Genomic DNA, 25,859 nt, shown 5'->3' on the forward strand with positions numbered 1-25,859 from the left:
AGCGACGACGGAGGCACGATGGCGCACAATCCCGAACGGCGGACGGCCCTGGTCGACGCGGCGATCGAGGTCCTCGCCCGGCAGGGCGCTCGCGGCCTGACCTTCCGCGCCGTGGATGCCGAGGCCGGGGTACCCAAGGGGACAGCGTCGAACTACTTCACCAGCCGTGACGATCTGATCGGCCAAGTGGCCCGTCACATCCACGTCCGGCTCGGCCCGGATGCCCAGGAGCTCGAAGCGGCCGAGAACGCACCTCGCACCCGGGACGCACTCCCCGCGGTGCTGACCGCCCTCTATCAGCGCGTCACCCGGGAACGCACGGGCTATCTGGCGCTTCTGGAGCTTCGACTCGAAGCCACCCGCCGCCCAGAAGTGCGGGAGATCCTCACCGAGGCGATCCGCGCCAACCTGCAGCGCGACATCGACTACCACCTCGCCTCCGGCCGCCCCGGGGATGACACCACAGTCGTGGTCCTCTACCTCTCGTTGAGCTGGCTCATCGTCGAGGACCTGACCCTGCCCGGCGTGCTGGCCGACTACCCTCCCGAGCACATGGTGAAGGTTCTCACCGGCCTGCTCGTCCCGCCGGACTGAGCCCCCGGCATGCACTCAATCGCGCCGTCTGACCTGGTGCGTAAGTGCACGGGCACGCATGCGAAGCTATGCCACATGGACCACCTCGAGATCGATATCGACTACATGCGCAACGTGCTCCTCGAACTGTTGCGCACGCCCAGCCCCTCCGGCCGCACGGACGCCGTCATGCAGATCATCGGCGACCGTCTCGCGGAACTTGGGCTGCCCATCGAGATCACCCGCCGCGGGGTTCTTCGGGTCACCCTGCCGGGCGAATCCCACGACGCCAGCCGCGCCGTGGTGGTCCACGCCGACACGATCGGGTGCATGGTCAAGAGGCTGAAGGAGAACGGGCGCCTGGAGGTGGTGCCCATCGGCACGCACAGCGCACGCTTCGCCGAGGGTGCTCAGGTCACCGTCTTCGTGGACGATCTCACCCAGATCTACACCGGAACCGTGCTGCCCCTCATGTCCAGCGGCCACAACTTCGGCGAAGCCGTCGACACCCAGGGAGTGGGCTGGCACCAGGTCGAGATCCGCATCGACGAGGATGTGGCCACCCGCGAGGACCTGATCGAGCTGGGCCTGCGCGTAGGTGACTTCGTCGCTCTCGACGCCGCGCCGCAGATCACTCCGAACGGCTACGTCAAGTCACGCCACCTGGACGACAAAGCCGGCGTCGCCGCCTGTCTTGCTGCCGTCAAAGCGCTCGTCGAGCACGGCGCGGTGCTCCCGGTCACCGCCTACCTGCTCGTGACCATCGGCGAGGAGGTCGGCATGGGGGCCACTCACGGCCTCGACGACCGGGTGGCCGAGCTGGTGGCGGTCGACAACGCCGTGGTCAGTCCTGGCCAGGAGTCCCGTGAAGACACGGTGAACATCGCGATGCTGGACTCCACCGGCCCGTTCGACTATCACCTCACCCGCCGGCTCATCCGGCTCTGCCAGGAACACGATCTCCCCCACCGCCGCGATGTCTACCGCTTCTACCGGTCCGACGCCGCTCCCGCGATCGAGTCCGGCATGGAGGCGCGTACTGCCTTGATCGGCTTCGGCGTGGAATCGAGTCACGGTCATGAGCGCACACACCTGGACGGTGTACGACGAGTGGCCGAACTGCTCACCATCTACCTGTCCAGCCCACTGACGTTCACGGACTGGGACGAAGACCCCACCGGCAAGCTGGAGGACTTCCCGAGCCACAGCGTGCAGCCGGCGGAGCCCGAGCCGGAGGCGACTCCTGGGCGACACGGCTGAGCGCGGCAGACCGAAGGAGGAGCGCGGCCTCGCGCGGCGCCGGATGAGCGCGGGCGGCGGCTCAGTCGGCCCAGGAGGCTCAGTCGGCCCAGGGGCCGGCTCAGTCGGCCCAGGGGCCGGCTCAGTCGGCCCAGGGGCCGGCTCAGTCGGCCCAGGAGGCTCAGTCTCAGTCGGCCCAGGGGCCAGCTCTGTCGGCCCCCGTGGCTCAGTCGGCCTGGCCGGCCTTCTTCTCCCTCTGCTCGGAAGCGAGCTTCGCTTTCACGCTCGCCGCGTACTGGTCCACGTACTCCTGGCCGGACAGCTCCATCAACGCGTACATGACTTCGTCGGTGACGGAGCGCAGCACGTAACGGTCTCGTTCCATGCCCTCGTACCGGCTGAAGTCCAGCGGCTCGCCGAACCGCACGCCGGGCCGCATCCGCTTCGGGATCAGCCGGCCGGCGGGCTGCATCTCGGCGGTACCGATCATCACGACCGGGATGACCGGCACCTTCGCCTCGAGCGCCATCCTGGCCACGCCGGTCTTGCCCCGGTACAAGCGGCCGTCGGGCGAACGCGTGCCCTCCGGGTAGATGCCGAGCAGGTTGCCGTCGCTGAGTACTTGCAGGGCGGTGCGCACTGCCGGCTCGCTGGCATGGCCACCAGAGCGGTCGACGGGGACGTTTCCGGTGCCGCCGAAGAAGGCGCGCTTGAACATGCCCTTCAGGCCCGGCTGGGTGAAGTAGTCGCTCTTGGCGAGAAACGTCACCTTGCGTTCCAGCACGAGCGGCATGAAGAACGAGTCGACGACTGTGAGGTGGTTGCCCGCGAGGATCGCGGGACCCGTCTTGGGCACGTGCTCGGTTCCCTCGGCCCACGGCCGGTAGTACACCCGGAGCAGCGGACCCAGGAAGACCTTCTTGAGCAGCCAGTAGAGCACGTCCGAACCCTACAACGACGACCGCCGGACGCGCGCGGGCGCAGCGGCTCGCCAGCATGATCAACAGCAATGTTCCACGTCAGCCGGTCAGTCCGGCCAGAGTGCTCACCCGCCGGGGTTCGCCGCGAGCATTCGTGCCACCGATCGTGGGATCATGGGCACCATGCACCCCGCGACCCGGCCGTTCCACCACCAAGGCGGCCGCGTCGGCGTCCTGCTGTGTCACGGCCTCACCGGATCGCCCGCATCGATGCGCCCGTGGGCCGACCGACTGGCTGCCGAGGGCTATACCGTTGATCTCCCGCTGCTGCCCGGCCACGGACGCAGCTGGCAAGCGATGAACCTGACGCGCTGGCCGGACTGGTATCACCGCGTCGAACGTTCGCTGCTCCATCTGGCCGACCGTTGCGACGAGGTCGTCGTCGCCGGCCTGTCGATGGGCGGATGCCTGGCGCTGCGTCTCGCACAGGAGCACGGCACGGCGGTCCGTGGACTGGTTCTGGTCAATCCGGCCGTCGCCAGCGCTGATCGCCGGCTCCTCGCCCTCCCGGTGCTGCGGCACCTGTCGCCCTCCGTCGCCGGGCTGGCGAACGACATCGCCCAGCCTGGACAGGACGAGCACGCGTACAGTCGCACTCCCCTGCACGCCTTGCACTCCTTCACGCGACTCTGGAAGATTGTGCGCGCGGACATGCCCCGGGTCCATCAGCCGTTGCTGCTCATGCGAAGCGCCCAGGACCACGTCGTGGACGGCAGCGGTGCGCCGGTCATCCTTTCCGGCGTATCCTCGTCAGACGTCACCGAAGTGGTGCTCAACCGCAGCTATCACGTCGCCACCCTGGACTACGACGCCGAGACGATCTTCACGACGGCCGGCGCGTTCATCGAGCGGATCACGGCGCGCACCTCGGTCGGTCTGACGGCGGGGGGCAGCGGATGACCGGCCGCCGCCCGGAAGGGCAAGGACACACCCGGGTGCCAAGAGGAGGTGTCGGTCACCGATGAACGCGGGCCGCGACGACGACAAGACCTGGGCCGAACTGGTCGACGCGTTCAACGCCGAACCGGCGCCGGACGATCCACCGCGCAGCTGGCCGGCGATCGAGGACGTCGAGCCGGACGATCGGGCGCCCTACGGAGAATTCACCGATCCCTATCACACCGCGTCCTACCTACCGGGCGAATCCGCCGCCGGAGCCCTCGCCGGAGCGCCCCAGCCGGCCTCCGCCGAGTCCGAGCTGGGCGCCGGTCAGGACGGATTCGCCGAGGACGACCACTTCGTGCCCCCCGTTCCTCCGCCCATCCCCCGCGGTGACCGGGTCACTCGCTGGGCGTGGACCGGAATGGCCGCCGCGCCGTCGGTCCTCTTGCTGTCCACCATCACCCGATGGTCTCCGCCCGACGGTCTGATGATGGTGCTGATCGGAGGGTTCATCGCCGGTTTCGGCACGCTGGTCTCGCGGATGCGCGGGCGCAACCCGCACGACCCCGACAACGGCGCCATCGTCTGACCGCCCGGCACCGCCCTCAGCTCGGAAGCACGAGGTCCACGACCACCGGCCGATGATCGCTCGCCGCTTGAACCAGCGATGAGTCGAGCACCTGGTAGGACGTCACCTCGGCCGGCCCACGCACGAAGACACCGTCGATGCGGTGCCGCGGCCGGGCCGAAGAGAACGTCGGCGTCGGGTCGCCTGCGCCGGCGTCCCGGTACTGCGCCGCGAGCCGGGACCAGGTAGGCGCACGGTCGCCCTCGTTGATGTCACCGGCGACGACGGCGACCGGGACCGGCGCTCCGGTCATGGCGTCAGCCGCGAGGCCAGGCGGGCGGATCAGGCGGTTCATCAATCCGGTGATATCGGTGAGGTGCCGCGCCCGCTCGGCCGGATCCAGGCCGAGGTGCACCGACGCCACACCGAAATGAGCCGGTCCCTTCGCGAGCGAAGCGAGGACCACGCCACGGCGGGTGAGCCCGGGCGTGCGGCGCAGCCGGTGTTCCTGCACGTCCCGGATGTCCACTCGGATGGCGGTGAACAGCGCCGTTCCACCGGACGTCCCGCCGCCACCGGCGTACAGCAGATGGGAACGCCGCGCCAACGCCGCACACCGCCCCCGCCAGGCCAGCCGCTTCGGCGCTTCTTGCAGGCAGACGACATCCGGATCGAGATCGCGCAGGATCTGAGCCACCGCGCCGGCGTCGTCGCGCAGGCTCCGCACGTTGTAGGTCACCAAACGCAGTTGAGTCACGAGCTCGCCCGACCTCTCATGTCCGGGCGAGGTCGGCGGCGCCGACGATGCCGGCGTCGTTGCCGAGGGTGGCCAGCCGGACCGTCGCGTGCGGGCGGTGCGTTCCGCCCGTGATGCTGCGCCGCATGGCGTCCTCCGCGGGATCCAGCAGCAATGGGCCGGCATCGGCCACACCACCACCGATCACGAACACCGCCGGGTCGAATACCGAAACGAGCGAGCCCATGGCGGCGCCGAGCCATCCACCGAGCTCCGCCATCAGGTGAACGGCCAGAGGGTCACCTTTCTGGGCGGCCTCGGTGACCATCGGGCCCGTAATGCCCTCGGCCCGTCCACCAGCCATGTCCAGAAGCATCGCCGGAGAACCGGGGAAAGCTGCTGACCCGCTGGCGGCCGCGCGGGCGTTGCGGACCAGCGCGCTGCCACTCGCGTATGCCTCCAGGCAACCCCGCAGCCCGCAGCCGCAGTACTGCCCGTCCGGCACGATACGCAGGTGACCCAGTTCGCCGGCGATCCCGTTGGCGCCGCGATACATCGCGCCGTCCAGGACGACGGCACCGCCCACTCCAGTGCCGATGGTCAGCAAGACCATGTCGTTGACGTCCTCGGCGGCACCGAAGCGGAACTCCGCCCAGGCCGCCGCGTTGGCATCGTTCTCGACGACCACGGGAAGCCCGGTGGCGGCGGCCACCTGGTCCCGCAGCGGCAGATCACGCCAGGCGAGGTTCGGGGCGAACATCACCCGTGAGCGCCCGGCGTCGATGAATCCGGCCGAGCCCACGCCCACGATCTCGACGTCGTGTTCAGCCGCGAGTTCACGGGTGACGCTCACGATGGCCTCGACGATGGCCGGCGCGTCCTTCGATGGGGTGTCCCGCCGGGTGCGGGCGATGATCGCGCCCTTCTCGTCTACGACCCCGGCAGCGATCTTTGTGCCGCCGACGTCGACACCGACGCTGAGGCTCACGGCTCGGTCCTGCTCTCCACCCGTTTCTTCAACTCCTTCAGTGCGGTGTCGATGATCACTTTCTCCGCCTTGCGCTTCATCAGCCCGAGCAGAGGTATCGATACGTCGACGGTCAGCTGGTACGTGACCTCGGTCTGCTCACCGGCGGCAGCGAGCCGGTAGGAACCCTCGAGCGCCTTGATCAGGCCGCCCTCCACCAGGCTCCACCGGACCTCGTCGTCGCCGTCCCACTCGTACGAAAGCGTGTAGGTGTCCTTGATCGGACCCGCGTCCAGGATGAACCTCGCCTCGGCCGGGCGGCCGTCGTCCTCGTTGACGGAGAGCACGTCGACCTGCCGGACGGATGCCGTCCACTCCGGATACGACTCGAGATCGGCGATCACAGCCATCACGTCGGCAGCGGGTGCAGCGACGACGATGCTCGAGGTGGTCTGCGAAGACATGAGCCCAACCCTAGTGGGTTGTGCGCAAGTCCGGCGACGACGGTGGGTGCCCGTGCGTTCTGCGGGCACCCACCCGAGGAGCCGGAGCCGACCCCTTGTGCACAACCCACCATCCGAACCAGCCCGTGGGTTGTGCGCAAGTCCGGCGACGACGGTGGGTGCCCGTGCCTCTCCCTTCCGAATGATCATGTAAACCATGCGTTCTCGTGCTTCACCATGCCTGCAGCCCTGGTATCGCACGAGAAAACATGGTTTACATGATCATTCGGAAGGCGGTGGGGCCTTCTGCGGCGCGAGGCGTTCACGGCGGGCCAGAGAACCACGCTCGCGCCCGGCGTCTCCCGGCCGGGGCGTGCCGACGGCGCGGCCGGCTTCGAGGGCGTCTTTCAGGGCGTGGAGCCGCGACTTGTAAGCCGTCACGTACGACGCGGTGAGCCGCCCCGGATCGATACGCCGCCGGCCCAGCGGACCGCCCGGACGCGCCGGCTCGGCGCGCAGCATCCAGTGGACCCGTACGCCGTCGCCCCACGGCTGCAGCCAGATCTCGGCGGTTCCCACCAGCTCTCCGTCGACCGACCAGCGCACGCCTTCGTCGCCCCGGTCTTCGGTCACGGCGATACGCAGCCGCGGCCACCACCCTTGCCACAGGGCCGGATCGCGGAAGCGCGCAGCCACCTCCGACGGCTCCGCCACCACGAAGCTCTCGTCCATCACATCGACGGCGGGACGGTTCACGGCGGCAAGACTAACGCCGCGCTCGTTTCGGCACGCCATTTCCGATCAACATGGGGCACACTTATCCGTTGTGAGCGTCTTGACTTCCGACCCGGCGGTGGCACAGCGTCATTGGCGAGCACTCGCTGTCGCGCGCCCCGGGATGCTCGCCCTGGTGGTGGCGCTCACCGGTTCGGCAAGCAATTTCGTCAACGACTGGTGGTGGCTGGGTGCCCTAGGCCTCGTGGCGCTCGCGGCGGCCATCGCTGAGCGCATGCTTCCACCCTCGAGACTGCGAGCCGCCGGTGAGATGGCGCTGGCGTCCATCGTCATCGGTCTCGGTTTCCCGGATGCTTACCTCGCGCTGCCCTACCTCCTGCTCCCCGCGTTCGCCGGCGGCCTGGCCGGTGGGGCCGCCGGTGCCATCCTCGCCACCGTCATCGCGGCCTTCGGCATGGCGGCTGGTGACATCCTGGCGCGAGACGCGCTGCTCGACCTCAGCTCGGCCGGCAGTCTCGCCGCGTGGCTGATGATCGTGTTCGTCACCGGCGCCATCGGAGCGTGGCTGCTTCGGCAGGAGAACGTGCACGTTGCCGACGGCACCCGCTATGCCGCTGCCTACCGCCTGCTGTCCGAGCTACGTGTGGTCTCGCGGCGGCTATCCGGCGGTCTCGACCCGATGACGCTGGCCGAGGGCATCCTCGACCACGTGGCCACGCGCATGGAGATCCGTCGTTCAGCGCTCCTGGTCCGGCGCGACGGCGGTGTGCTGTTTCCCCTGGCGCGCCGGGGCGACGACGACGGGTGGCTGGTGGGCGCCGAGCACGATCCGGTGGTGCTCGACGCCTGGACGAACGAAGTGCCGGCCTGGGCACCCGCTGGCCGCCGAGGCTACCGCGTCGTGCTCCCACTGCGCGTGGGCTCGCGAACTATCGGAGCCGTCATTGCCGACGCCGCCGAGCAGGTGTCCACCGAGGAGCTCAACGAGCTCGCCCGCTCCACCGACGAGGGTGCGGTTCGGCTGGAGACGGCGTTGCTCTTCGACGAGGTCCGGGAACTGGCGACCCGTGAAGAGCGGCAGCGGCTCGCCCGGGAGATCCACGACGGTATCGCCCAGGAGCTTGCCTCGCTCGGCTACCTCGTCGACGACCTGCTGGCACGGACCACGAGCGCGGACACCGCATCGATAGCCACCACGCTGCGGCGAGAGCTCACCCGGATCGTGACCGAGTTGCGCCACTCCGTGTTCGACCTCCGCAGTGACCTTGACCGCGAAAGCGGGCTCGGAGAGACCCTGTCGGGCTATGCGCGCCAGATCGGTGCGCAGGCCAAGCTCAAGGTCCACTTGGTCAATCAGGAAGGTCAGGAGCGTCTACGACCAGAAGTCGAGGCGGAATTACTGCGAATCGGCCAAGAAGCCATCACCAACGTGCGTAAGCACGCAAAAGCCCGTAATCTGTGGGTCACCGTCAACGTTAACCCACCATCAGCGCACATCCGCGTTGCCGACGACGGCACCGGGATGAGAGAACGCCCGAGCGACCGCTACGGGCTCGACATCATGGCCGAGCGTGCGCGGCGCATCGGCGCCACTTTGGTGATCGAAGACGCGCCTGAAGGGGGTACGGTCGTTGGCGTATCCCTGGGGCCCGAGAATGAAGAGGGGTTAATCCGTGCCAGTGACGGTCATGCTGGTCGACGACCATGAGCTCATCCGGCAGGGGCTTCGCCGCGCGTTCGAACGCGATGCGGAGTTCCAGGTCGTGGGTGAGGCCGCCTCGGTAGCGGAAGCACGACGGCTGGCGGAGACCGCACAGCCGGATGTCGCCGTTCTCGACGTCCGGCTGCCCGACGGCAGCGGGCTCGATCTGGCCCAGGTCCTTCGGGCAGCGCGCGCAGACGTCGGTCTGGTCATCCTCACGATGTACGCGGGCGACGATCAGCTCTTCGCCGCTCTCGATGCCGGCGCTTCGGCCTTCGTCCCGAAGAGCGCGCCCAGCGACGACGTCGTGGCGGCCGCCCGGCACGCCGCGGCGAAGCCGTCGTCGTTCATCGCGGCCGACCTCGCCGAGGCCATGCACCGCAAGCTGAACCCCAGCGGGCCGCAGCTGACCCGCCGTGAGCGAGAGGTGCTCGGGCTTCTCGCCGAGGGCCTCGGGGTGTCCAGCATTTCGCGCAAGCTCTACATCAGCGAGTCCACCACCAAAACCCACGTCTCCAAGCTGTACGACAAACTCGGGGCGGGAAACCGCGCGCAGGCCATCATGGCCGCCGTGCGTGCCGGACTCCTGGACAGCACCATCGAGCCGTAACCCCCGCGCGTGGGTCACCTGATCATCGATGCGTCGTCTGATCGTTCACCTCGTGACGATCAGGTGAGCTGAGCGTCGTCAATCGTCCGGGTCGGCCATCCTATCCCGTCTCAGTATTCGAACACCGAACGATCAGAGGCCAATTTCGCACCACGCTCGGCACTTCCGTGATCTGATCATTTTTCTGCCGTCGCTGCCCGGCCGTCCTCACGGTCCGTCGACGAGCGAGCGCAGCGTCTTGAGTGATGTCTCCCATGTCCACTCGCGCTCGACCCACTCTCGGCCCTTCATGCCGAGGTCCCGGGCGATCTCACGATCCGCGAGCAGTGAAATGGCCCGCTCCGCGATCGCCTCGGGGTCACGGGGGTCAACCACGTAGCCGGTGTCTCCGTGTCGCACGGTCTCGGGCGCGCCGCCGCTGTCCCCTACGAGAACAGGCTTGCCGCATGCCTGAGATTCCAGGAACACGATGCCCAGAGCCTCCGGCTCTAGCCCGCCCATCCTCGTGCGGCACGGCATCGCGAACACGTCCGCGCAATCGAACCAATCCGGCGCCTCCGACCACGGCACCGCACCCGCGAAGAGCACGCTGTGCTCCACGCCGTGCCGACGGGTCAAGCGCTCCAGGTGACGCCGGTACGGGCCCTCTCCAACGAGAACCAGGAGGGCCTCCGGCACTGCCGCGAGGATCTGCGGCATCGCCTGGATAAGCATGTCTTGCCCCTTGCGGGCGATGAGCCGCGATACGGACAGCAGGACGGGGCGCTCTGGGGCGATGTCCCACTGGGCACGCATGCGCAGTCCGCCGCTGTCAGGGCGGAACACGTCGACGTCCACGCCGGGCGCCAGGCGCACCATCCGCCGGAGCGCCTCGTCGGACAGTCCTCTGCCGATCCTGCGCCGGCAGAACTCCGAAACATAGGTGAGGACATCGCAGTTGTCCCCGATCCTCTGCAACGCGCCTTGCACCACCGGCACCCGCGCCCACCAGGTCTCGTGGCCGTGGGTCATGCCCACCACCCGATTCGCGCCCGCGTCACGCAGACGCGGCGCCAATAATCCCAACGGAGCGGCGGCTCCGAACAGCACCGACGTGCAGCCTTCGGCTCGCAAGACCGCCGCGGTGCGACTCGCCACGGCACGGGTGGGCAGGATTATCGACGATCGATCACGGATCACGCGATAAGCCAGTCTCGCGTCGAACTCAGGTGAACCTGGCATCGACGCCGTGTAGACCACGACCTCGTCTGGATCCAAACGGTTGCACAGTGCGTAGATGAACGACTCTATGCCGCCGCGCCGTGTGGGGAAGTCATTGGTGACGACGAGGGTGCGGCTCACCTGGCTGAGCCTGCCACACAACCGCGGCCCTCACCGGGCGAATCACCCAGGACGGCTGGCACCCGCGAACGGCATCTGATCCACCGGGCTGACCTTCACCACGTCGCCGGGCTTCGTCGCGTGGACGATCTGGCCGTTGCCGATGTAGATAGCCACGTGGCTGATGGGGCTGTAGTAGAACACGAGATCGCCGGGCTGAAGCTGGCTTCGTGACACCCGGGTTCCAACACCGATCTGGGAACCCGACGAGCGGGGCAGGGACACACCCGCCTGTCGCCACGCCATCATCGTGAGCCCGGAGCAGTCCCACGAGTTGGGGCCCGATCCGCCCCACTGGTAGGGCTCGCCGCGCTGGGCCATGGCGAACTGCACGACAGCCGCGGCGTTGCCATTGGGCGGCGGGTCGTCCGTTCCGGTGTCGTCGTTGGTGTCGTCGTCGGAGTCGTCGCGGTCGTCGTTACGGCTGGTGTCCTCCGCCGCCTGCTCACGTTCCCGCTCGGCTTGCCGGCGTCGTTCTTCTTCGAGCCGTTCGCGTTCTTCCTCTTCGAGCTCGTTGAGGAGTTCCTCGGCTTCGGCGAGGGACTTCTCGATGGTCTTGCGCTCCGCCTCGAGCTCCTCCTCGATCGCGGCGCGTCGAGCGAGCTCCTCGTCGGCCAGCAGCTTGGCCTGCTCCAGCTGGCGGGTCTCATGGGCGACGGATTCGACCTGCTGCGCTTGCTGAGAGGCGTACGCATCGAGCACGGACGCGTGGGCCAGGTACCCCACCGGGTCGTCGGCCAGCAGCGTCCGGATAGTGGGGTCGATGCCCCCGGTCTGATATGTGGCTGCGGCGTAACCAGCCATGCCCGCCAGTGCTGCGGCGACCTTCTCTTCCTGCTTCGAGATCGCGTTCTCTGCGCGTTCCAGGCGCCGCTGGACCTCGTCCAGCTTCTCGCCGGCGAGGTGGTAGCGCTCCGTGGCTTTGCCGACGTCACTATTGAGCTCGTCGACCCGCTGCTGTACCTCCTCCAGCGTAGGGCTGGGATCGGCGTGGCCGACTTGATGAAGACTTACTCCGGCCGCCACCGTGACGGCGGCTGTGCAGAATGCCAGCAGGCGCGGAGATCTCCTGGATCGGCGTTGGTGTTCAGGCACACTGGTCCTTCCGTTGACTGGGGTCAGGCACCTGAACGGGGAGCCTAGCCAGCCGACCGCATGTGTGGCAAACCCCTCGGCCAAGTTTCGTCCAAATTTTTCATCTCATTTTGATCTTCCGGGCCGTCTCGGTCGACCACGGTCAGCCGCAGCGGCGGCACCAGGCCAGCCTCCGCCAGCACACCGATGGCTTCCCGCTCGGCTCCATCGAACTCGTTCCCGCCTGCACCGAGCAGAACGTTCACGACGCAGTCGGAGCACGCGATGTTTCGCATCTCACAGCGATCACAGTCGATGAACACGACGACTACCTCCTGGCCTCGACACTTGTCTACGTGGGCTAGACCCTAGGGCGGCCCACCGACAAGGTCCGGGCCGGAGCTCAAGCGCGCAACAAGCCGGCCAACGCCACGGCCTCGACAACGCGCACGCCTGGCCGACGTACCCGCTCGGCGATCTCCCGGTCGGACGTGACCACCACCACGGCCCTGCCGTCGGGCTCGGCCTCGACCAGGTCGCCGATCAGCTCGTCGGCGCTACGGCCCTCCGGGCTGAAACGCACCCTGATGCCCTGAGCCGGAGTCACCGGAGGCGGCGCACTGACATCCGCGCCGTCGAACACGCAGGTCACCTCTGAACCGGAACGCGCTGCGATAGCCGCCAGTCCCTGAACGAGCCGGGTGCGCTGCGCGTCGAGGGGCATCGTGCGCCATGCGGTCTTGGTGACGTTGTAGCCGTCTACCACAAGATGAACGTGTGGCAGCGTCAGCAACTCCGCCAAATATGCCGGCTCGGCCGCGGATCTGCCTCCTCCCGAGCTGTCCACACGGGCAGCTGGCGAGCGCGCCTCCTGGACGGTGTCGCCCGGACGCAGGGAGGACGCGGGCAGGGCAAGCTCCCGCCGAAGCCCACTGGCCGCGTCGGACAGGGTGTCCAGCAACAGCGCCAGCCGTGCCGTCGTCAGGTCCCGCTCCCCCCGTCCTGAGCGACGCGCGGACGTGGCGGCCTCCTCCGCCTCGGCCAGCCGTCCACGAAGCCGGCGCATTTCCGCCTCTGCCGCCCGCTGGGCCGTCTGGGCCTGATCCACGGCGCTCGAGGCGTGCTCACGTGCGTTCCGCTCGCCTTCCTGGGCGCTAGCCAGCTGCTGGCGAGCCTGCTGGAGTTTGCGGCGCAGTGCGGTGTTCTCCTCTTTGAGCCGGCTGATCTCACCCTTGAGCCGCTCGCGTGTCTCTCTGGCACTGGCCCGCGCGGCGTCGAGCTGCTCACGGACCCGGGTCGCGGCTTGCGCCTCACGGTCGCGGCGTTCGGTGTCCGTGCTCTCCCGCACCGCGTCGAGCGCTGCGTCGAGCAGCTTCTCCCAGCCGTCGGGACGCTGCAGGTACACCAGCGCCGCGACATCGACAGGGTCCGCAGCGACCGGCAGCTCGGACTGCTCTAGGACCCGCACCAGGTCTGGATGGGCCTGGGTGGCCACCTCGAACGTCTTCGCGCGGAACGCAGGCTCGCCGGCGATCGCCGCGCCGATGGCCGTTCCGCCGAGCCTGGACCGCTTGGCCGCGGCGAACTTCGCGACCGGCCGCAGCGCTGGCGGGACCTCGGCAGCCGGCATCGAGCCGAGCGCCTGCGCGCCGAAGGCGACCAGTCTCACACGAACGGGTTCGGGCAACACACTCCCCAGGCTACGGCTACCTCCCGCGATGTCGCAGAAACCTGCGGCTGTGCCGGCCCACCGGCCGCGTGGCGGCGCGACGTTGTCGGTGCGCGCCCGTAGCGTGCGGTCACATGAAGCCAAGCGCAGCCAGTGGGGTGGGCGCTGCTCTCCCGTCGGCGGGTGTGCAGGGCACCATCGACGAGATCGGGATGCCGCTTGCGTCCACCACGTTCGTCGTCGTCGATCTCGAAACCACCGGGGGTTCGCCGAACGCGGCCGAGATCACCGAGATCGGTGCCGTAAAGGTTAGCGGCGGCGAGCTTCTCGGCGAGTTCGCCTCGCTGGTGCGGCCTTCGGTCCCGATACCGCCGTTCATCGCCGTGCTCACGGGCATCACCGACGCCATGCTCTCCACCGCACCACGCATCACATCGGCGCTGCCGTCATTTCTGGAGTTCGCCCGTGGGTCGGTCCTGGTCGCACACAACGCCCCGTTCGACATCGGCTTCCTGCGTGCCGCCTGTGACCAGATCGGGGTGGCATGGCCCATGTTCCAGGTTCTCGACACCGCCCGGCTGGCGCGTCGTGTGCTGGCCCGGGACGAAGCACATGACTGCAAGCTGTCCACCTTGGCCCGGCTGTTCAGAGCCTCCACCACCCCGAATCACCGCGCTCTGCAAGACGCCCGCGCCACTGTGGACGTGCTGCACGGCCTGCTGGAGCGGCTGGGCAACGTCGGTGTACACACCGTCGAGGAACTGAGCCTGTGGCAGAGCAAGGTCACGCCCGCGCAGCGCAGCAAGCGCCACCTCGCCGAGCAGGTGCCGGCTGCCCCAGGTGTCTATGTCTTCGCCGACGACGACGGCCGCGCCCTCTACGTCGGCAAGAGCAAGAACATGCGCAGCCGCGTCCGCACATACTTCACCGCGTCGGAGACGCGCACCCGGATGACCGAGATGATCGCCATCGCCTCCAAGGTCACCGGCATCGAGTGCGCTACCAATCTGGAGGCCGAGGTTCGTGAGCTCCGCCTGATCGCCGAACGCAAGCCGCGTTACAACCGTCGTTCCCGGTTCCCGGAGAAGGGCAGCTGGCTGAAGCTCACCATCGAGCCCTTTCCCCGGCTCTCGCTGGTTCGCCAGGTCAGCGACGACGGCGCTGCCTACCTGGGCCCGTTCGGCTCCCGGCGGCTGGCCGAGGCCGCCATGACCGCCGTCCACGAGGCGGTACCGATCCGGCAATGCACCCAGCGGCTGTCACCACGCAAGCCTCAGGCAGCGTGCATCCTCGCCGAGATGGGCCGCTGCGGTGCGCCCTGCAACGGCGGAGAGAGCGTGGAGCAATACGCCGCTCACGTCGAGGCGGTGCGCTCTGCGTTCACCGGCGATCCCGGGCCTGTGGTCCGGCGCATCCGTGAACGTATCGACTCACTCGCACACCGGCAGCGATACGAGGACGCCGCATCTCATCGAGACCGGCTGTCCACGTTCGTCCGCACGGCGATGCGATGTCAACGCATCGCTGCGCTGGCTGCGGTGCGGCAATTGGTCGCCGCCCGGCGTCTGGAGGCCGGAGGTTGGGAGTTTCACGTGGTCAGGCATGCCCGTCTTGCCGCGGCCGGCACGTCGCCGCCCGGCGCTGATCCGCGTCCGTACGTCGACGCGCTCGCCGCCACCGCGGAGACCGTGCTGCCGTCCCCTCCACCCCAGCCGGCAGGAACCTCGGAGGAGGCTGAGTGCATCCTGCGCTGGCTGGAGATCCCGGGAGTACGGCTGGTCGAGGTGGATGGCAAGTGGTCCTTCCCAGTGCCCAGCGCGGCCGCCTATGCCCACATCGTCGGCGCCACCGAACAAGATCGGGCGCATGCCGCGCCGTTCGCCGACCGCCGGGGGCTGCGTCCGGCCGGCTGATCGCCGTCAGTGTCGAGTACTCAGCTCGCCCACCGGCCACATTCGCCACGTGCGTTCCCAGAGGCATCCGGCGGCTGCATTTCCCGAGTTGCCCCCTAAGTGCCAGCGCTTGGCGTCTTCCCGGCACGGGCGACACGCCGCCTCGCGGTCGGTCGGCGCGCGCCCACGGGTAGGGTCGGTGGCGAGTCGTGCACCGAAGGAGAGACTGTGATCACCGCGATTGTGTTCATTCAAGCCGATGTGGCCCGGATCCCAGAAGTCGCCGAGGAGATCGCAGCACTCGACGGTGTCAGCGAGGTGTACTCGGTCACCGGTGAGATCGACCTCGTCGCACTCGTGCGGGTCCGCACCCACGAGGCCATCGCTGATGTCGTCGCAGGCAGTTTGAACAGGGTGGACGGCGTCTTGAGCACCGAAACCCACATCGCCTTCCGGGCCTTCTCCAAGCATGACCTCGAAGCGGCGTTCGCGCTCGGCGCCGCCGACCCCAACGACTAGAGGCGTGCGCGCACCCTGTTTCCCGAATGCCGGCACGGGCGCCACGAACGTTCGGCGTAAAGCCGTGTGACATCAAAGCACCATGACCCGTTCAGATGACCTCGCCGACTCTAGGGCCGCGGCCTTCCCATCTGATCGTTTTCTGTCCGATCACTGAGACGGGATCAGGCGGCAAACCTCGCCCCAAGACGGGGTCTTCGTCACCTGATCTCGAGTCGCCGAAACGATCAGCTGACAAATCGACGATCAGGTGGGCAAACCGGGGAGAGTGTCACGAGCGTGCGGCAGTGATCCAGCGGTCCAATACGGCCGCGGCCGCGCCCGAGTCGATGGCCGCGCGCGCCGCGTCGAGTCCCGCCGCGAGCCGCTCCGTGAGATCTGCGCCGGAGTCGCGGTACGCGGCCAATCCGGCCGCGGCGTTGAGGGTCACCACGTCGCGCACCGGCCCGGCTTCCCCGTCCAGCATCCGGCGAACCACCGCGGCGTTGAAAACCGGGTCTCCCCCGCGCAGGTCCTCGCGCGTGGCGGGAGCGAGCCCCAGCGCCGACGGGTCGAACCGCTCCTCTGCCACCTCACCGTTTCGGACTACCCACACCCGTGACGTCGTGGTGGTGGTCAGCTCGTCGAGGCCGTCGTCGCCGCTGAACACCAGCGCGGACACGCCGCGCCCCGCGAGCACGCCTGCGAGCACGCCCGCCATGCGTGGGTCGGCGACGCCCACCGCCTGCGCCGTGGGCCGCGCCGGATTGGTGACGGGTCCGAGGAAGTTGAACACCGTCGGCACGCCGAGCTCACGCCGGGGCACGGCGACGAACCGCATCGACGGGTGGAACGCGGCCGCGAAACAGAAGGTGATGCCGACCTCGTCGGCGATCTGCGCAACCCGCTCCGGCGGGAGGTCGAGCTTGATACCCAGTGCCTCCAGCACATCGGCGGCACCGCTGGCCGACGATGCGGCCCGGTTCCCGTGCTTGACCACCCTGGCCCCGGCACCGGCGGCCACCATAGCGGCCATGGTCGAGATGTTCACGGTGCGCGCACGGTCTCCGCCCGTGCCGACGATGTCGAGCGCGTCGCGTGTCGGGTCCGCCGCAAACGGAGTGGCGTTGGCGTACATGGCCTCGACGAAGCCGTCGACTTCGGCCGCCGTCTCGCCCTTGGCCCGCAGCGCGATCACGAAGCCCGCGATCTGAACCTCGGTCGCGTCGCCGCGCATGATCTCGCTCATCGCCCACGCGGTCGACTCCGCGGGCAGGTCCTGACGAGCCAGCAGCGTGGACAAGATCTCCGGCCAGCTCAACGGGGCCGCGCTCATGACGCGGTTCTCAGTGCCTGGCGACGGCGCATCATCTCTGCGACAGCGGAGGCCAGGACCCGCGGGTCGATCGGGTGGGAGACCGCCGCCTCAGCCTTCGACCAGGTGGCCAGCCAGGCGTCCTGCGCCCGGCCAATGAGCAGCAGTATCGGGGGCGCCTGGTAGATCTCCTCCTTGACCTGACGCGCGATTCCCATGCCGCCGACGGGCACCGCCTCACCGTCGAGAATGGCGATGTCCACACCCCCGGCATCGAGCTGCCGGATGACCGCGGCGTGCGTCGCCACTTCGATGAACTCGACCAGCGGCACGTCGGCGGCCGGCCGGCGGCCCAGCGCGAGCCGGACTTTCTCACGCGTGGCGCGGTCGTCGCTGTAGACGAGGATCGTCATCTTCGGCTCGGTGCTGCTCATCACTTCGTCCTCGCTGGCGTCGGAACGCCGGTATGCGGTTCACCCGGCGGGGCGGCCCACGGGCGTCTCACGGGCTAGGTCTCGTCAACGAAGAATGGTACTGGCTCGCGAAACGCCGTGTGGGCGGGGCGCTGTCACATTCGCCGGGCACGCCCGCCATAATGGCGATGTGGCTTCCACAACTGCAGTCGACGCTGCCCACCCTCAGTCGCCGGTGCGGCCCAACCTCACGTCGGTCGGGACCATCGTGTGGCTGTCGAGTGAGCTCATGTTCTTCGCCGCGCTGTTCGCCATCTACTTCACGCTGCGGTCCAACGCGACCGAGCTGTGGAGTGAGCAATCACAGCTGCTGAACATCCCGTTCTCGCTGACCATCACCACCATTCTGGTGTTGTCCTCGGTGACCTGCCAGCTCGGCGTACTGCGCGCCGAACGCGGCCAGGTCGGCCGCACCGGCAGCCTGCTCCAGGTCGGTCAGTGGGGCATGCGGGAATGGTTCGTGCTGACGTTCGTCATGGGCGCGCTGTTCATCGCCGGCCAGGTGTTCGAGTACGCGGAGCTGGTGATGCACGAGGGCCTGACCCTCTCCAGTGATCCGTACGGCTCGATCTTCTACCTCGCCACCGGCTTCCACGGCCTGCACGTGACCCTCGGGCTGTTCGCGTTCCTGCTTGTCCTGGGACGTACGTATATGACCAAGCGGTTCACCCATGAGCAGGCCACCAGCGCCATCGTCGTGTCCTACTACTGGCACTTCGTCGACGTCGTCTGGATCGCCCTGTACCTCACGATCTACATCATCCAGTAATGAGGAGAAACGTGTCCCGATCTTCTTCCGGGCGGGGCGGCCGGTGGCTGAGCCGGGTGCTGTCGACACGCCGACGCCATCCACTGGCGGCGGTGGCGGTCCTGCTCGTCGCCTTGTTCGCCTGCGGTAGCGCGTACGCAGCGCTCTCACCGTCGACCGTCCCGGCAGCGGTGAGCCAGACCGCGCAGTCCACCCAGGTCGAGGAAGGGCGGCAGCTGTTCGCCATCGGCTGCGCCTCCTGCCATGGGCTCGGCGGTGAGGGCCTGGTCCGGGAGGACGGGACCGTCATCGGCCCGTCCCTGGTGGGCGTGGGCGCGGCATCGGTCGACTTCCAGGTCGGCACCGGCCGCATGCCGATGGCCGCACCGGCGGCGCAGGCACCACGCAAGCCGGTCGCCTACGACGACGAGCAGATCGCCGCCCTGGCCGCGTTCGTCGCCTCGCTGGCGCCCGGGCCGGAGATTCCCGACGACGCCATGCTGGACACCAGCGCCGACACCGTCGACATCGCGCGTGGCGGCCTGCTGTTCCGCACCAACTGCGCGCAGTGCCACAACACCACGGGACAGGGCGGCGCACTGACTTACGGCCAGGAAGCGCCCAACCTCACCGGCGTGGAGGCGAAGCACATCTATGAGGCGATGCGGACGGGTCCGCAGGCGATGCCGGTCTTCAACGACGAGCTCCTCACGCCGGAGGACAAGCTCGACATCATCGCCTACCTCGAGAACGTCGAAAGTCAGCCGGATCCGGGCGGCTTGGGCATCGGACGGGCCGGGCCGGTCTCCGAGGGCCTGTGGGCGTGGCTGGTCGGCATCGGCGGCCTGATCGCCTTCGCCGCCTGGATCGTCACGAGGTCCGCTTCTGCGAGGTCATCGTCATGAGTACGCCTAACAACGAGGAAATGAGCGGCGAGGCGACCAGCGCGGTGCAAGCACGTGATTCGCATGTTCCTGTCGATCACCCCGAGCAGACCGGCGAAGTAGAACGACGCTCCACCAGCGCCGATCCGATCCCCGACCCGGGTTTCCACGACCCGGGTCCCCGGTACACCGACGTCGAACCGAAGGCTGCCAAGCGTGCCGAGCGGCAGATCGCCGGCATGTTCATCCTCGCCTCGGTATTCATCGTCGCCTCCATCGCTGCCTACATCTATTTCGGCATCGACGGCGACGAGGCCACTGGAAACATCGGCGAGGTCCAGGCGTCCAACTTCGCGCTCGGAATCACGCTCGGCATGGCGTTCCTCCTGATCGGCGTCGGCGCCGTGCAGTGGTCGCGCGCGTTGATGACCAGCCCCGAGATCGTGGAGAAGCGCAAGCCGCTGCGGTCTCAGGACGACGTGCGCGAAGACACACTGGCGAGTTTCAACACCGGCACGGAGGAGACCGGCTTCGGCCGTCGCACCATGATCCGGAATTCTCTCCTCGGGGCGCTCGCCTTGCTGCCGTTGCCAGCCATCGTGCTATTGCGCGACCTGGGTCCGCTGCCGGGCGACACGAAGGAGAATACGGTCTGGGCCGAGGGCGTCCGTCTCCTGACCGACGTGACATACCAGCCGATCACCCCGGAGCAGATGGAGCTGGGCCAGCTCGTCAACGTCATGCCGGCCACCTATCGTGACCTGCCCGAACACGGGCCGGATCGGCTCAACGAGCGAGCCAAGTCCCCGGTCATGCTGATCCGCATGCTCCCGGAGGAGATCCTCGCCGCCGAAGGGCGGGATAACTGGCACGTCGACGGCATCATCGCCTACTCCAAGATCTGCACACACGTGGGCTGTCCCATCAGCCTGTACGAGCGGACCACGCATCACATGCTCTGCCCCTGTCACCAGTCGACGTTCGACCTGGCGGACAACGGTAAGGTGATCTTCGGTCCCGCCACGCGGCCGCTGCCCCAGCTTCCGCTGGCGGTCGACAGCGAGGGATACTTGGTAGCCCAGAGCGACTTCACCGAGCCCGTAGGCCCGAGTTACTGGGAGCGCGGAACACGATGAGTACCACGACGCCGCCCACACCGGGCACCAATGGCGCCCATCCGGTGGTCAAGAGCGCCGGTCGGGTGGTCGACTTCGTCGACCAGAGAATCACCGCCTCGAACTGGCTGAAGCGGAACATGCGCAAGGTGTTCCCCGATCACTGGTCCTTCCTGCTCGGCGAGATCGCTCTGTACAGCTTCATCCTGCTCCTTCTGTCCGGCGTGTTCTTGACCCTGTGGTTCAAGCCCTCCATGGCGCACGTCTATTACGACGGCGCCTACGTGCCGATGCGGGGCATCCTCATCTCCGAGGCCTACGCATCGACACTCGACCTGTCTTTCGAGGTGCGCGGTGGCCTGCTCATGCGGCAGGTTCACCACTGGTCGACCCTGGTCTTCCTGGCGGCCATGTCGGTACACATGCTCCGGATCTTCTTCACCGGCGCATTCCGCAAGCCTCGCGAGCTGAACTGGCTCATCGGCGTGCTGCTGCTGGTGCTCGGCGTCGCCAACGGCTTCACCGGCTATTCGCTCCCTGACGACCTGCTCTCCGGCACCGGCCTTCGTATCATCGAGGGCGGTGTGCTGGCCGTTCCCGTCGTCGGCACATACCTGTCGTACTTCATCTTCGGCGGGGAGTATCCGGGCGAAGACATCATCTCCCGGCTGTATCCGATCCACATTCTCCTGGTTCCCGGCTTGATCCTGGCGCTAGTCGTGGCTCACCTGATGATGATCTGGTACCAGAAGCACACCCACTGGGGAGGTGCCGGCAAGACCGACGAGAACGTCGTCGGCTACCCGTTCTTCCCCATTTACGTGGCGAAGGCCGGTGGGTTCAATTTCATCGTCTTCGGCTTCATCTTCCTGATGGCGGCCACCATCCAGGTCAACCCGCTGTGGTTCTGGGGACCGTACGATCCGTCGCAGGTCACGGCCGGAACCCAGCCCGACTGGTACGTCGGTTTCCTCGATGGCGCCCTGCGGGTGATGCCGCCCTGGGAACTGGACATCTTCGGGTACAACCTCACGTTGAGCGTGCTGATCCCCGCGTTGGTCCTGCCCGGGCTGATCTTGGTGCCGCTGGCGCTGTATCCCTGGCTGGAGCAGAAAGTCACGGGGGACACACGCGAGCACCACGTGCTGGACCGGCCGCGCAACGTGCCGGTTCGCACCGGGCTCGGCGTGGCGTTCATCGTCTTCTACATCTTGCTCTGGATCGCCGGCGGGAACGACTTCTTCGCCACGGTTCTCAATATGCCGGTCAACTGGATCTCCAGGTTCCTGCAGTTCAGCATCATTCTGATGCCACCGCTGGCGTTCTGGATCACCAAGCGGATCTGTCTCGGGCTGCAGCGCCGGGATCGCGACAAGGTGCTGCACGGGCGGGAGACCGGAACCATCATGGTCAGTCCCAGCGGGGAGTTCACCGAGCGCCACGCCCCGCTTTCGGTCGGCGAGGCGTACGCCCTCACCGCGCACGAGCGGCGCGAGCCGATCGAGCCCGGACCGGCAACCGACCCGAACGGGATTCCCAACCCGGCCTACAAGCGGGAACGCCGTCAGGCCCGCCTCTCGCGCTTCTACTTCGGCGACGTCGTCCAGAAGCCGACCCGTGAGGAGCTCGAGCACACCCATCACGATGGTCACGGTGAGATCACCGAGGGTGACACACGGGATCAGTCGGCTGCTGGGGACCACATCGCGAGCGGGCAGCAGTAGGGGAACAACGAGAAGCGCCCACGCGGCGGCCGGCCTCACACAGTGTGGGGCCGGCCGCCGCGTCAGTGGCCGGCGAGCATGGCGTTGAGTCCTCGCTCCCCCGCATTCATGACCACCCGGTGCCCCCAGGTGAATACCGGCCACAGCAGTGGTCCGGTCACGTTCATCCAGGCACGTTCCGTCGTCACCTGCCAGGCGACGTCGATTCGGGTGCCATCCCCGGCTTCGCAGAACCGCACCACCGCCGTCCCCGCGACGTCTCCCGTGACCACTAGGTCCACCCGGCGGCTCGGGTCGGCGTCGTTCAGGCGAACCGTCATGGACAGCCGGAAGCCCACCGGGCTTTTCCACACGCAATGGGCGGTGCTGCCCACCAGGCCGTCGCTCCGCCGCACGTCGATCGACTCCAGCCACGGCCACCAGTCCAGCCATCGCTGGCCGGGCGAGGTCAGGAAGCCCCAGCACACGTCAAGCGGCGCTCGTACTCGCCACACCGAAGTGAGCGAATACGAGCGCCGCTTCAACGAAAGACGTCCGCCCGGGTCAGTGGGCGTGTTCGCCCCGGTAATACTCGAAGACCCAGCCGAGCACGGCGATCGCCGCCAGTGCCAGCCCGATGATCAGGATGAACCACGCGTAGACCAGTCCGAGGAACACCACGGTGGCCGAGGCGCCGGCGGCCAGCGGCCACCAGGAGTGGGGGCTGAAGAACCCGTACTCCCCCGCGAGCTCCTCGATCTCACCGTCGTGACGGTCCTCCGGCCGCGGACCGATACGGCGTGCCAGAAGCATGAAGTAGAACGCGATCATGGCGCCCAGCCCGAACGTCACGGCGAGCGCCGTGGTGCCGGTGGGATCTTTGGAGAGGAACCAATACACCGGCGTCACTATGGCCAGGAACACGGCCACGACGGCGAAGACAAGACCCTCGATCCTCATCGGTTACCCTCGTCTCCTTCGTCGCCGCTCTTGTCCTGGACGTCCGGTGTTCCCGCCTCACCGGCCTGATCCACGTCCGCCGGGCCTAGGACTTCGGTCAGCACACCGGAGTCCGCAGGTTTGGCCTGTGCCGCGACTGCCGCCTCGGGGAACTTCAGATCGAACGCCGGCCGCTCGCTGCGAATGCGCGGCAGGGAGGTGAAGTTGTGCCGCGGCGGGGGCGAGGACGTGGCCCATTCCAGGGACTGCCCGTAACCCCACGGATCGTCCAGCGCGACCTTCGGCGTCAGACGCGATTTCCACACATTCCAGAGGAATGGCAGCGTGGAGATGGCCAACACGAAGGAACCGACCGTGGAAATCTGATTGAGCAGCTCGAAGCCGTCTTCTGGCAGGTAGTCCGCGTAACGGCGCGGCATGCCCTCGACACCGAGCCAGTGCTGCACCAGGAACGTGCCGTGGAAACCCAGGAACAGGAGCCAGAAGTGGATCTTGCCCATGCGCTCGTCGAGCATCCGTCCGGTGAACTTGGGCCACCAGAAGTAGAAGCCGGCGAACATCGCGAACACCACGGTCCCGAAGACGACGTAGTGGAAGTGCGCGACGACGAAGTAGGAGTCGGAGACCTGGAAGTCCAGTGGCGGCGAGGCCAGGATCACCCCGGTGAGCCCGCCGAATAGGAAGGTCACCATGAATCCGAGCGCGAACAGCATGGGCGTCTCGAACGTGATCGAGCCGCGCCACATGGTGCCGATCCAGGCGAAGAACTTCAGACCCGTGGGAACGGCGATGAGCATCGTGGTCGCCGCGAAGAACGGCAGGTTCACCGCACCGGTGACGTACATGTGGTGCGCCCACACCGTCACCGACAGCACCGCGATCGCCAGGGTCGCCAGCACCAGGCCCTTGTAGCCGAAGATTGGCTTGCGGCTGAACACCGGAATGACCTCGGTGATGATGCCGAAGAACGGCAACGCGATGATGTACACCTCGGGATGACCGAAGAACCAGAACAGATGCTGCCAAAGGATGGCACCGCCCGCTGACGGATCGAAGATCATGGTGCCGAAGTTCCGGTCCGCGAACAGCGCGAACAGGGCGGCGGCCAGAAGCGGGAAGGCGATCAGCACCAGGATGCTGGTGACCAGGATGTTCCAGGTGAAGATGGGCATCCGGAACATGGTCATTCCGGGTGCTCGCATGCAGACGATGGTGGTCACGAAGTTCACAGCACCGAAGATGGTGCCGAAACCGCTCATCGCCAGGCCGGCTACCCACAGGTCGCCACCGACAGAGGCGCTGTAGATCGCGTTGGACAGCGGCGTGTAGGCGAACCAGCCGAAGTCCGCCGCTCCGCCTGGCGTGAGGAATCCGGAGACGACGATCAGCCCACCGAAGACGAAGAGGTAGAAGCTGAACATGTTCAGCCTGGGGAACGCCACGTCGGGCGCGCCGATCTGCAGCGGCACGATGATGTTGCCGAAGCCGATGAACAACGGAGTGGCGAACAGCAGCAGCATGATGGTGCCGTGCATGGTGAACAGCTGGTTGTACAGGCCGTCGCTGACCACCTGGTTTCCGGTGGTGAACAGCTCCATCCTGATCAGCAGCGCCATGATGCCGCCGATGATGAAGAAGCCGAACGACGCGATCAGGTACATGTACCCGATCACCTTGTGGTCTGTGGATGTCATCCACCGGACCACGACGCTGCCTTTGCGGCGCGGCACGGCCGCCGGGCCGGGCGCCTCGGCTGCCGTGCGCTCCAGATACGTGGTCACTCTTCACTCCCGAGCTGGTTCAGCGGCGTCTGCGAGAAGGAGCCCCGCAGCGGTGCGTCGATCTGGCCCTCCTGGCCGGCCTGCCGCAACGCCTCCATCTGCGCGTCGTACTCCTCCGCGGACACGACCTCGACGTTGAACAGCATCCGCGAGTGGTAGACGCCGCAGAGCTCGGCGCACTTGCCGGCGAAGGTGCCCTCCTGGTTGGGAGTCACCTGGAAACTGTTGGTCCGGCCCGGCACCACGTCCATCTTCATGTAGAACTGCGGCACCCAGAAGGAATGGATCACATCCGGCGAATCAAGGTCGAACCGGACTGTCTGGTCCACCGGCAGGTAGAGCGTGGGGAACTCTTCAGGCGTGCCGATGTCGTAGACGTCCTCGTCGACATAGTTGAAGGTCCACGACCACTGCTGCCCGACCACGTTCACCGTCAGGTCCGGCGGGCTGGTGTCATCGAAGATCTCGTCCTGGTGCCGCACCGTGAAGAAGAACAGCACACCGATCACGATCAGCGGCGTGACCGTGTACAGGAACTCGATCGGCATGTTGAACCGGGTCTGCACCGGCAAGTCGTCGTTGCGCTTGCGGTAGGCCGCGGCGGCCCACAGGATCAGTCCCCAGACCAGGATGCCGACAGCGAACGCCGCCACCCAGGCACCGACCCAGAGGTCACCGATCAGGGGGGCTTCCTCGGTCACGCCTTCGGGCAGCCCGACACGCCCCCATTGCGACGGCGAATCAGCGGCACAGCCGCTCAGTATCATCACGGTGCCTACCGCGGCCGACGCAGTGATGACCCTGCGACGCACCGGGCGAGCCCACCTGAACCGACCCACGAGGCGCCCTTCCATGCCGTTGCGCCGCCTTGAGATGTCCGCCGTCCCGAGCATGAAACACCCGGCGCGCCACACCCAAGGCAAGCTTCTCCT

The 25,859-nt window shown here is 67.5% G+C and carries 27 protein-coding genes; 12 read left to right on the top strand and 15 right to left on the bottom strand.

Annotated features, from left to right (window positions below; translation table 11 throughout):
- The first annotated feature begins 18 nt into the window (after positions 1–18).
- Together G1H11_RS23490 and G1H11_RS23495 are read left to right on the top strand one after the other, a co-directional pair.
- Positions 19–594 (top strand): TetR/AcrR family transcriptional regulator, encoded by a 576-nt coding sequence (locus G1H11_RS23490; protein ID WP_163821058.1) that lies wholly within the window; start codon positions 19–21, stop codon positions 592–594.
- 75 nt (positions 595–669) lie between these two features.
- Positions 670–1,833, top strand: a complete 1,164-nt coding sequence (locus G1H11_RS23495; RefSeq protein ID WP_163821059.1) for an osmoprotectant NAGGN system M42 family peptidase — start codon at positions 670–672, stop codon at positions 1,831–1,833.
- A gap of 205 nt (positions 1,834–2,038) precedes the next feature.
- On the opposite strand, the gene G1H11_RS23500 is transcribed toward G1H11_RS23495, so the two are convergent.
- Complete coding sequence (locus G1H11_RS23500) at positions 2,039–2,752, bottom strand: 1-acyl-sn-glycerol-3-phosphate acyltransferase (protein ID WP_163821060.1); 714 nt, start codon at positions 2,750–2,752, stop codon at positions 2,039–2,041.
- 154 nt (positions 2,753–2,906) lie between these two features.
- On the opposite strand from G1H11_RS23500, the gene G1H11_RS23505 reads away from it, so the two are divergent.
- Positions 2,907–3,692 (top strand): alpha/beta hydrolase, encoded by a 786-nt coding sequence (locus G1H11_RS23505; protein ID WP_216844073.1) that lies wholly within the window; start codon positions 2,907–2,909, stop codon positions 3,690–3,692.
- Positions 3,693–3,753: 61 nt separating this feature from the next.
- Positions 3,754–4,263: a hypothetical protein gene (locus G1H11_RS23510; RefSeq protein WP_163821061.1), complete on the top strand. Its 510-nt coding sequence runs from the start codon at positions 3,754–3,756 to the stop codon at positions 4,261–4,263.
- Positions 4,264–4,279: 16 nt separating this feature from the next.
- On the opposite strand, the gene G1H11_RS23515 is transcribed toward G1H11_RS23510, so the two are convergent.
- From G1H11_RS23515 to G1H11_RS23530, 4 genes are all read right to left on the bottom strand, one after another.
- A complete protein-coding gene (locus G1H11_RS23515) occupies positions 4,280–4,999 on the bottom strand; it encodes an endonuclease/exonuclease/phosphatase family protein (RefSeq protein ID WP_163821062.1) in 720 nt (239 codons plus the stop codon).
- 16 nt (positions 5,000–5,015) lie between these two features.
- Positions 5,016–5,966 (bottom strand): ROK family glucokinase, encoded by a 951-nt coding sequence (locus tag G1H11_RS23520; protein ID WP_163821063.1) that lies wholly within the window; start codon positions 5,964–5,966, stop codon positions 5,016–5,018.
- Positions 5,963–6,409: an SRPBCC family protein gene (locus G1H11_RS23525; protein ID WP_163821064.1), complete on the bottom strand. Its 447-nt coding sequence runs from the start codon at positions 6,407–6,409 to the stop codon at positions 5,963–5,965. Before G1H11_RS23525 ends, G1H11_RS23520 begins: the two co-directional genes overlap by 4 nt.
- A 261-nt stretch (positions 6,410–6,670) precedes the next feature.
- Positions 6,671–7,144: a hypothetical protein gene (locus G1H11_RS23530; protein ID WP_216844074.1), complete on the bottom strand. Its 474-nt coding sequence runs from the start codon at positions 7,142–7,144 to the stop codon at positions 6,671–6,673.
- Between the two features lie 70 nt (positions 7,145–7,214).
- Between G1H11_RS23530 and G1H11_RS23535 the strand changes: the two genes are divergently transcribed.
- Complete coding sequence (locus G1H11_RS23535; protein WP_163821065.1) at positions 7,215–8,831, top strand: histidine kinase; 1,617 nt, start codon at positions 7,215–7,217, stop codon at positions 8,829–8,831.
- The gene (locus tag G1H11_RS23540) at positions 8,812–9,435 is read left to right on the top strand and encodes a response regulator transcription factor (protein ID WP_163821109.1); all 624 of its coding nucleotides are present in this window, start codon (positions 8,812–8,814) and stop codon (positions 9,433–9,435) included. Before G1H11_RS23535 ends, G1H11_RS23540 begins: the two co-directional genes overlap by 20 nt.
- Before the next feature lie 207 nt (positions 9,436–9,642).
- On the opposite strand, the gene G1H11_RS23545 is transcribed toward G1H11_RS23540, so the two are convergent.
- The 4 genes from G1H11_RS23545 to G1H11_RS23560 all read right to left on the bottom strand — a co-directional run bounded on the left by G1H11_RS23545 (position 9,643) and on the right by G1H11_RS23560 (position 13,579).
- Positions 9,643–10,776 (bottom strand): glycosyltransferase, encoded by a 1,134-nt coding sequence (locus G1H11_RS23545; protein ID WP_163821066.1) that lies wholly within the window; start codon positions 10,774–10,776, stop codon positions 9,643–9,645.
- A 42-nt stretch (positions 10,777–10,818) separates the two neighbouring features.
- Positions 10,819–11,910, bottom strand: a complete 1,092-nt coding sequence (locus G1H11_RS27305; RefSeq protein ID WP_163821067.1) for an NlpC/P60 family protein — start codon at positions 11,908–11,910, stop codon at positions 10,819–10,821.
- A gap of 44 nt (positions 11,911–11,954) precedes the next feature.
- On the bottom strand, positions 11,955–12,212 hold the full coding sequence (locus G1H11_RS23555) for a hypothetical protein (protein WP_163821027.1): 258 nt from the start codon (positions 12,210–12,212) through the stop codon (positions 11,955–11,957).
- Positions 12,213–12,292: 80 nt separating this feature from the next.
- Positions 12,293–13,579 (bottom strand): NYN domain-containing protein, encoded by a 1,287-nt coding sequence (locus tag G1H11_RS23560; RefSeq protein WP_216844075.1) that lies wholly within the window; start codon positions 13,577–13,579, stop codon positions 12,293–12,295.
- Positions 13,580–13,692: 113 nt separating this feature from the next.
- Here G1H11_RS23560 and G1H11_RS23565 point away from each other — a divergent pair, with 113 nt between their 5' ends.
- Together G1H11_RS23565 and G1H11_RS23570 are read left to right on the top strand one after the other, a co-directional pair.
- Positions 13,693–15,471, top strand: a complete 1,779-nt coding sequence (locus tag G1H11_RS23565) for a DEDD exonuclease domain-containing protein (protein ID WP_163821068.1) — start codon at positions 13,693–13,695, stop codon at positions 15,469–15,471.
- Positions 15,472–15,678: 207 nt separating this feature from the next.
- Positions 15,679–15,969: an Lrp/AsnC ligand binding domain-containing protein gene (locus G1H11_RS23570; RefSeq protein WP_163821069.1), complete on the top strand. Its 291-nt coding sequence runs from the start codon at positions 15,679–15,681 to the stop codon at positions 15,967–15,969.
- Between the two features lie 271 nt (positions 15,970–16,240).
- Here G1H11_RS23570 and trpD read toward each other — a convergent pair whose 3' ends face one another.
- Positions 16,241–17,284: an anthranilate phosphoribosyltransferase gene (gene trpD, locus G1H11_RS23575; RefSeq protein WP_163821070.1), complete on the bottom strand. Its 1,044-nt coding sequence runs from the start codon at positions 17,282–17,284 to the stop codon at positions 16,241–16,243.
- Positions 17,281–17,697, bottom strand: a complete 417-nt coding sequence (locus G1H11_RS23580) for a response regulator (RefSeq protein ID WP_163821071.1) — start codon at positions 17,695–17,697, stop codon at positions 17,281–17,283. Before G1H11_RS23580 ends, trpD begins: the two co-directional genes overlap by 4 nt.
- Positions 17,698–17,866: 169 nt before the next feature.
- Between G1H11_RS23580 and ctaE the strand changes: the two genes are divergently transcribed.
- Genes ctaE through qcrB form a run of 4 tightly spaced genes read left to right on the top strand, consistent with a single transcriptional unit; the run spans position 17,867 to position 22,207 of the window.
- On the top strand, positions 17,867–18,505 hold the full coding sequence (ctaE, locus tag G1H11_RS23585; RefSeq protein WP_343074915.1) for an aa3-type cytochrome oxidase subunit III: 639 nt from the start codon (positions 17,867–17,869) through the stop codon (positions 18,503–18,505).
- A gap of 11 nt (positions 18,506–18,516) precedes the next feature.
- Positions 18,517–19,389: a cytochrome bc1 complex diheme cytochrome c subunit gene (qcrC, locus tag G1H11_RS23590; protein WP_425501274.1), complete on the top strand. Its 873-nt coding sequence runs from the start codon at positions 18,517–18,519 to the stop codon at positions 19,387–19,389.
- Complete coding sequence (gene qcrA, locus G1H11_RS23595; protein ID WP_216844076.1) at positions 19,386–20,504, top strand: cytochrome bc1 complex Rieske iron-sulfur subunit; 1,119 nt, start codon at positions 19,386–19,388, stop codon at positions 20,502–20,504. The genes qcrC and qcrA overlap by 4 nt, the downstream gene beginning before the upstream one ends.
- Positions 20,501–22,207 (top strand): cytochrome bc1 complex cytochrome b subunit, encoded by a 1,707-nt coding sequence (gene qcrB, locus G1H11_RS23600; RefSeq protein WP_163821074.1) that lies wholly within the window; start codon positions 20,501–20,503, stop codon positions 22,205–22,207. Before qcrA ends, qcrB begins: the two co-directional genes overlap by 4 nt.
- A 62-nt stretch (positions 22,208–22,269) precedes the next feature.
- On the opposite strand, the gene G1H11_RS23605 is transcribed toward qcrB, so the two are convergent.
- The 4 genes from G1H11_RS23605 to ctaC are packed head-to-tail and all read right to left on the bottom strand — an operon-like array spanning position 22,270 to position 25,820.
- Positions 22,270–22,701: an SRPBCC family protein gene (locus tag G1H11_RS23605; RefSeq protein WP_216844077.1), complete on the bottom strand. Its 432-nt coding sequence runs from the start codon at positions 22,699–22,701 to the stop codon at positions 22,270–22,272.
- A gap of 49 nt (positions 22,702–22,750) precedes the next feature.
- A complete protein-coding gene (locus G1H11_RS23610) occupies positions 22,751–23,146 on the bottom strand; it encodes a cytochrome c oxidase subunit 4 (RefSeq protein ID WP_163821075.1) in 396 nt (131 codons plus the stop codon).
- The gene (gene ctaD / locus G1H11_RS23615) at positions 23,143–24,927 is read right to left on the bottom strand and encodes an aa3-type cytochrome oxidase subunit I (protein ID WP_484555962.1); all 1,785 of its coding nucleotides are present in this window, start codon (positions 24,925–24,927) and stop codon (positions 23,143–23,145) included. Before ctaD ends, G1H11_RS23610 begins: the two co-directional genes overlap by 4 nt.
- On the bottom strand, positions 24,924–25,820 hold the full coding sequence (ctaC, locus tag G1H11_RS23620) for an aa3-type cytochrome oxidase subunit II (protein ID WP_484555963.1): 897 nt from the start codon (positions 25,818–25,820) through the stop codon (positions 24,924–24,926). Before ctaC ends, ctaD begins: the two co-directional genes overlap by 4 nt.
- Between the last annotated feature and the right edge of the window lie 39 nt (positions 25,821–25,859).

The organism is Phytoactinopolyspora alkaliphila (assembly GCF_010550695.1).
Lineage (GTDB): Bacteria > Actinomycetota > Actinomycetes > Jiangellales > Jiangellaceae > Phytoactinopolyspora > Phytoactinopolyspora alkaliphila.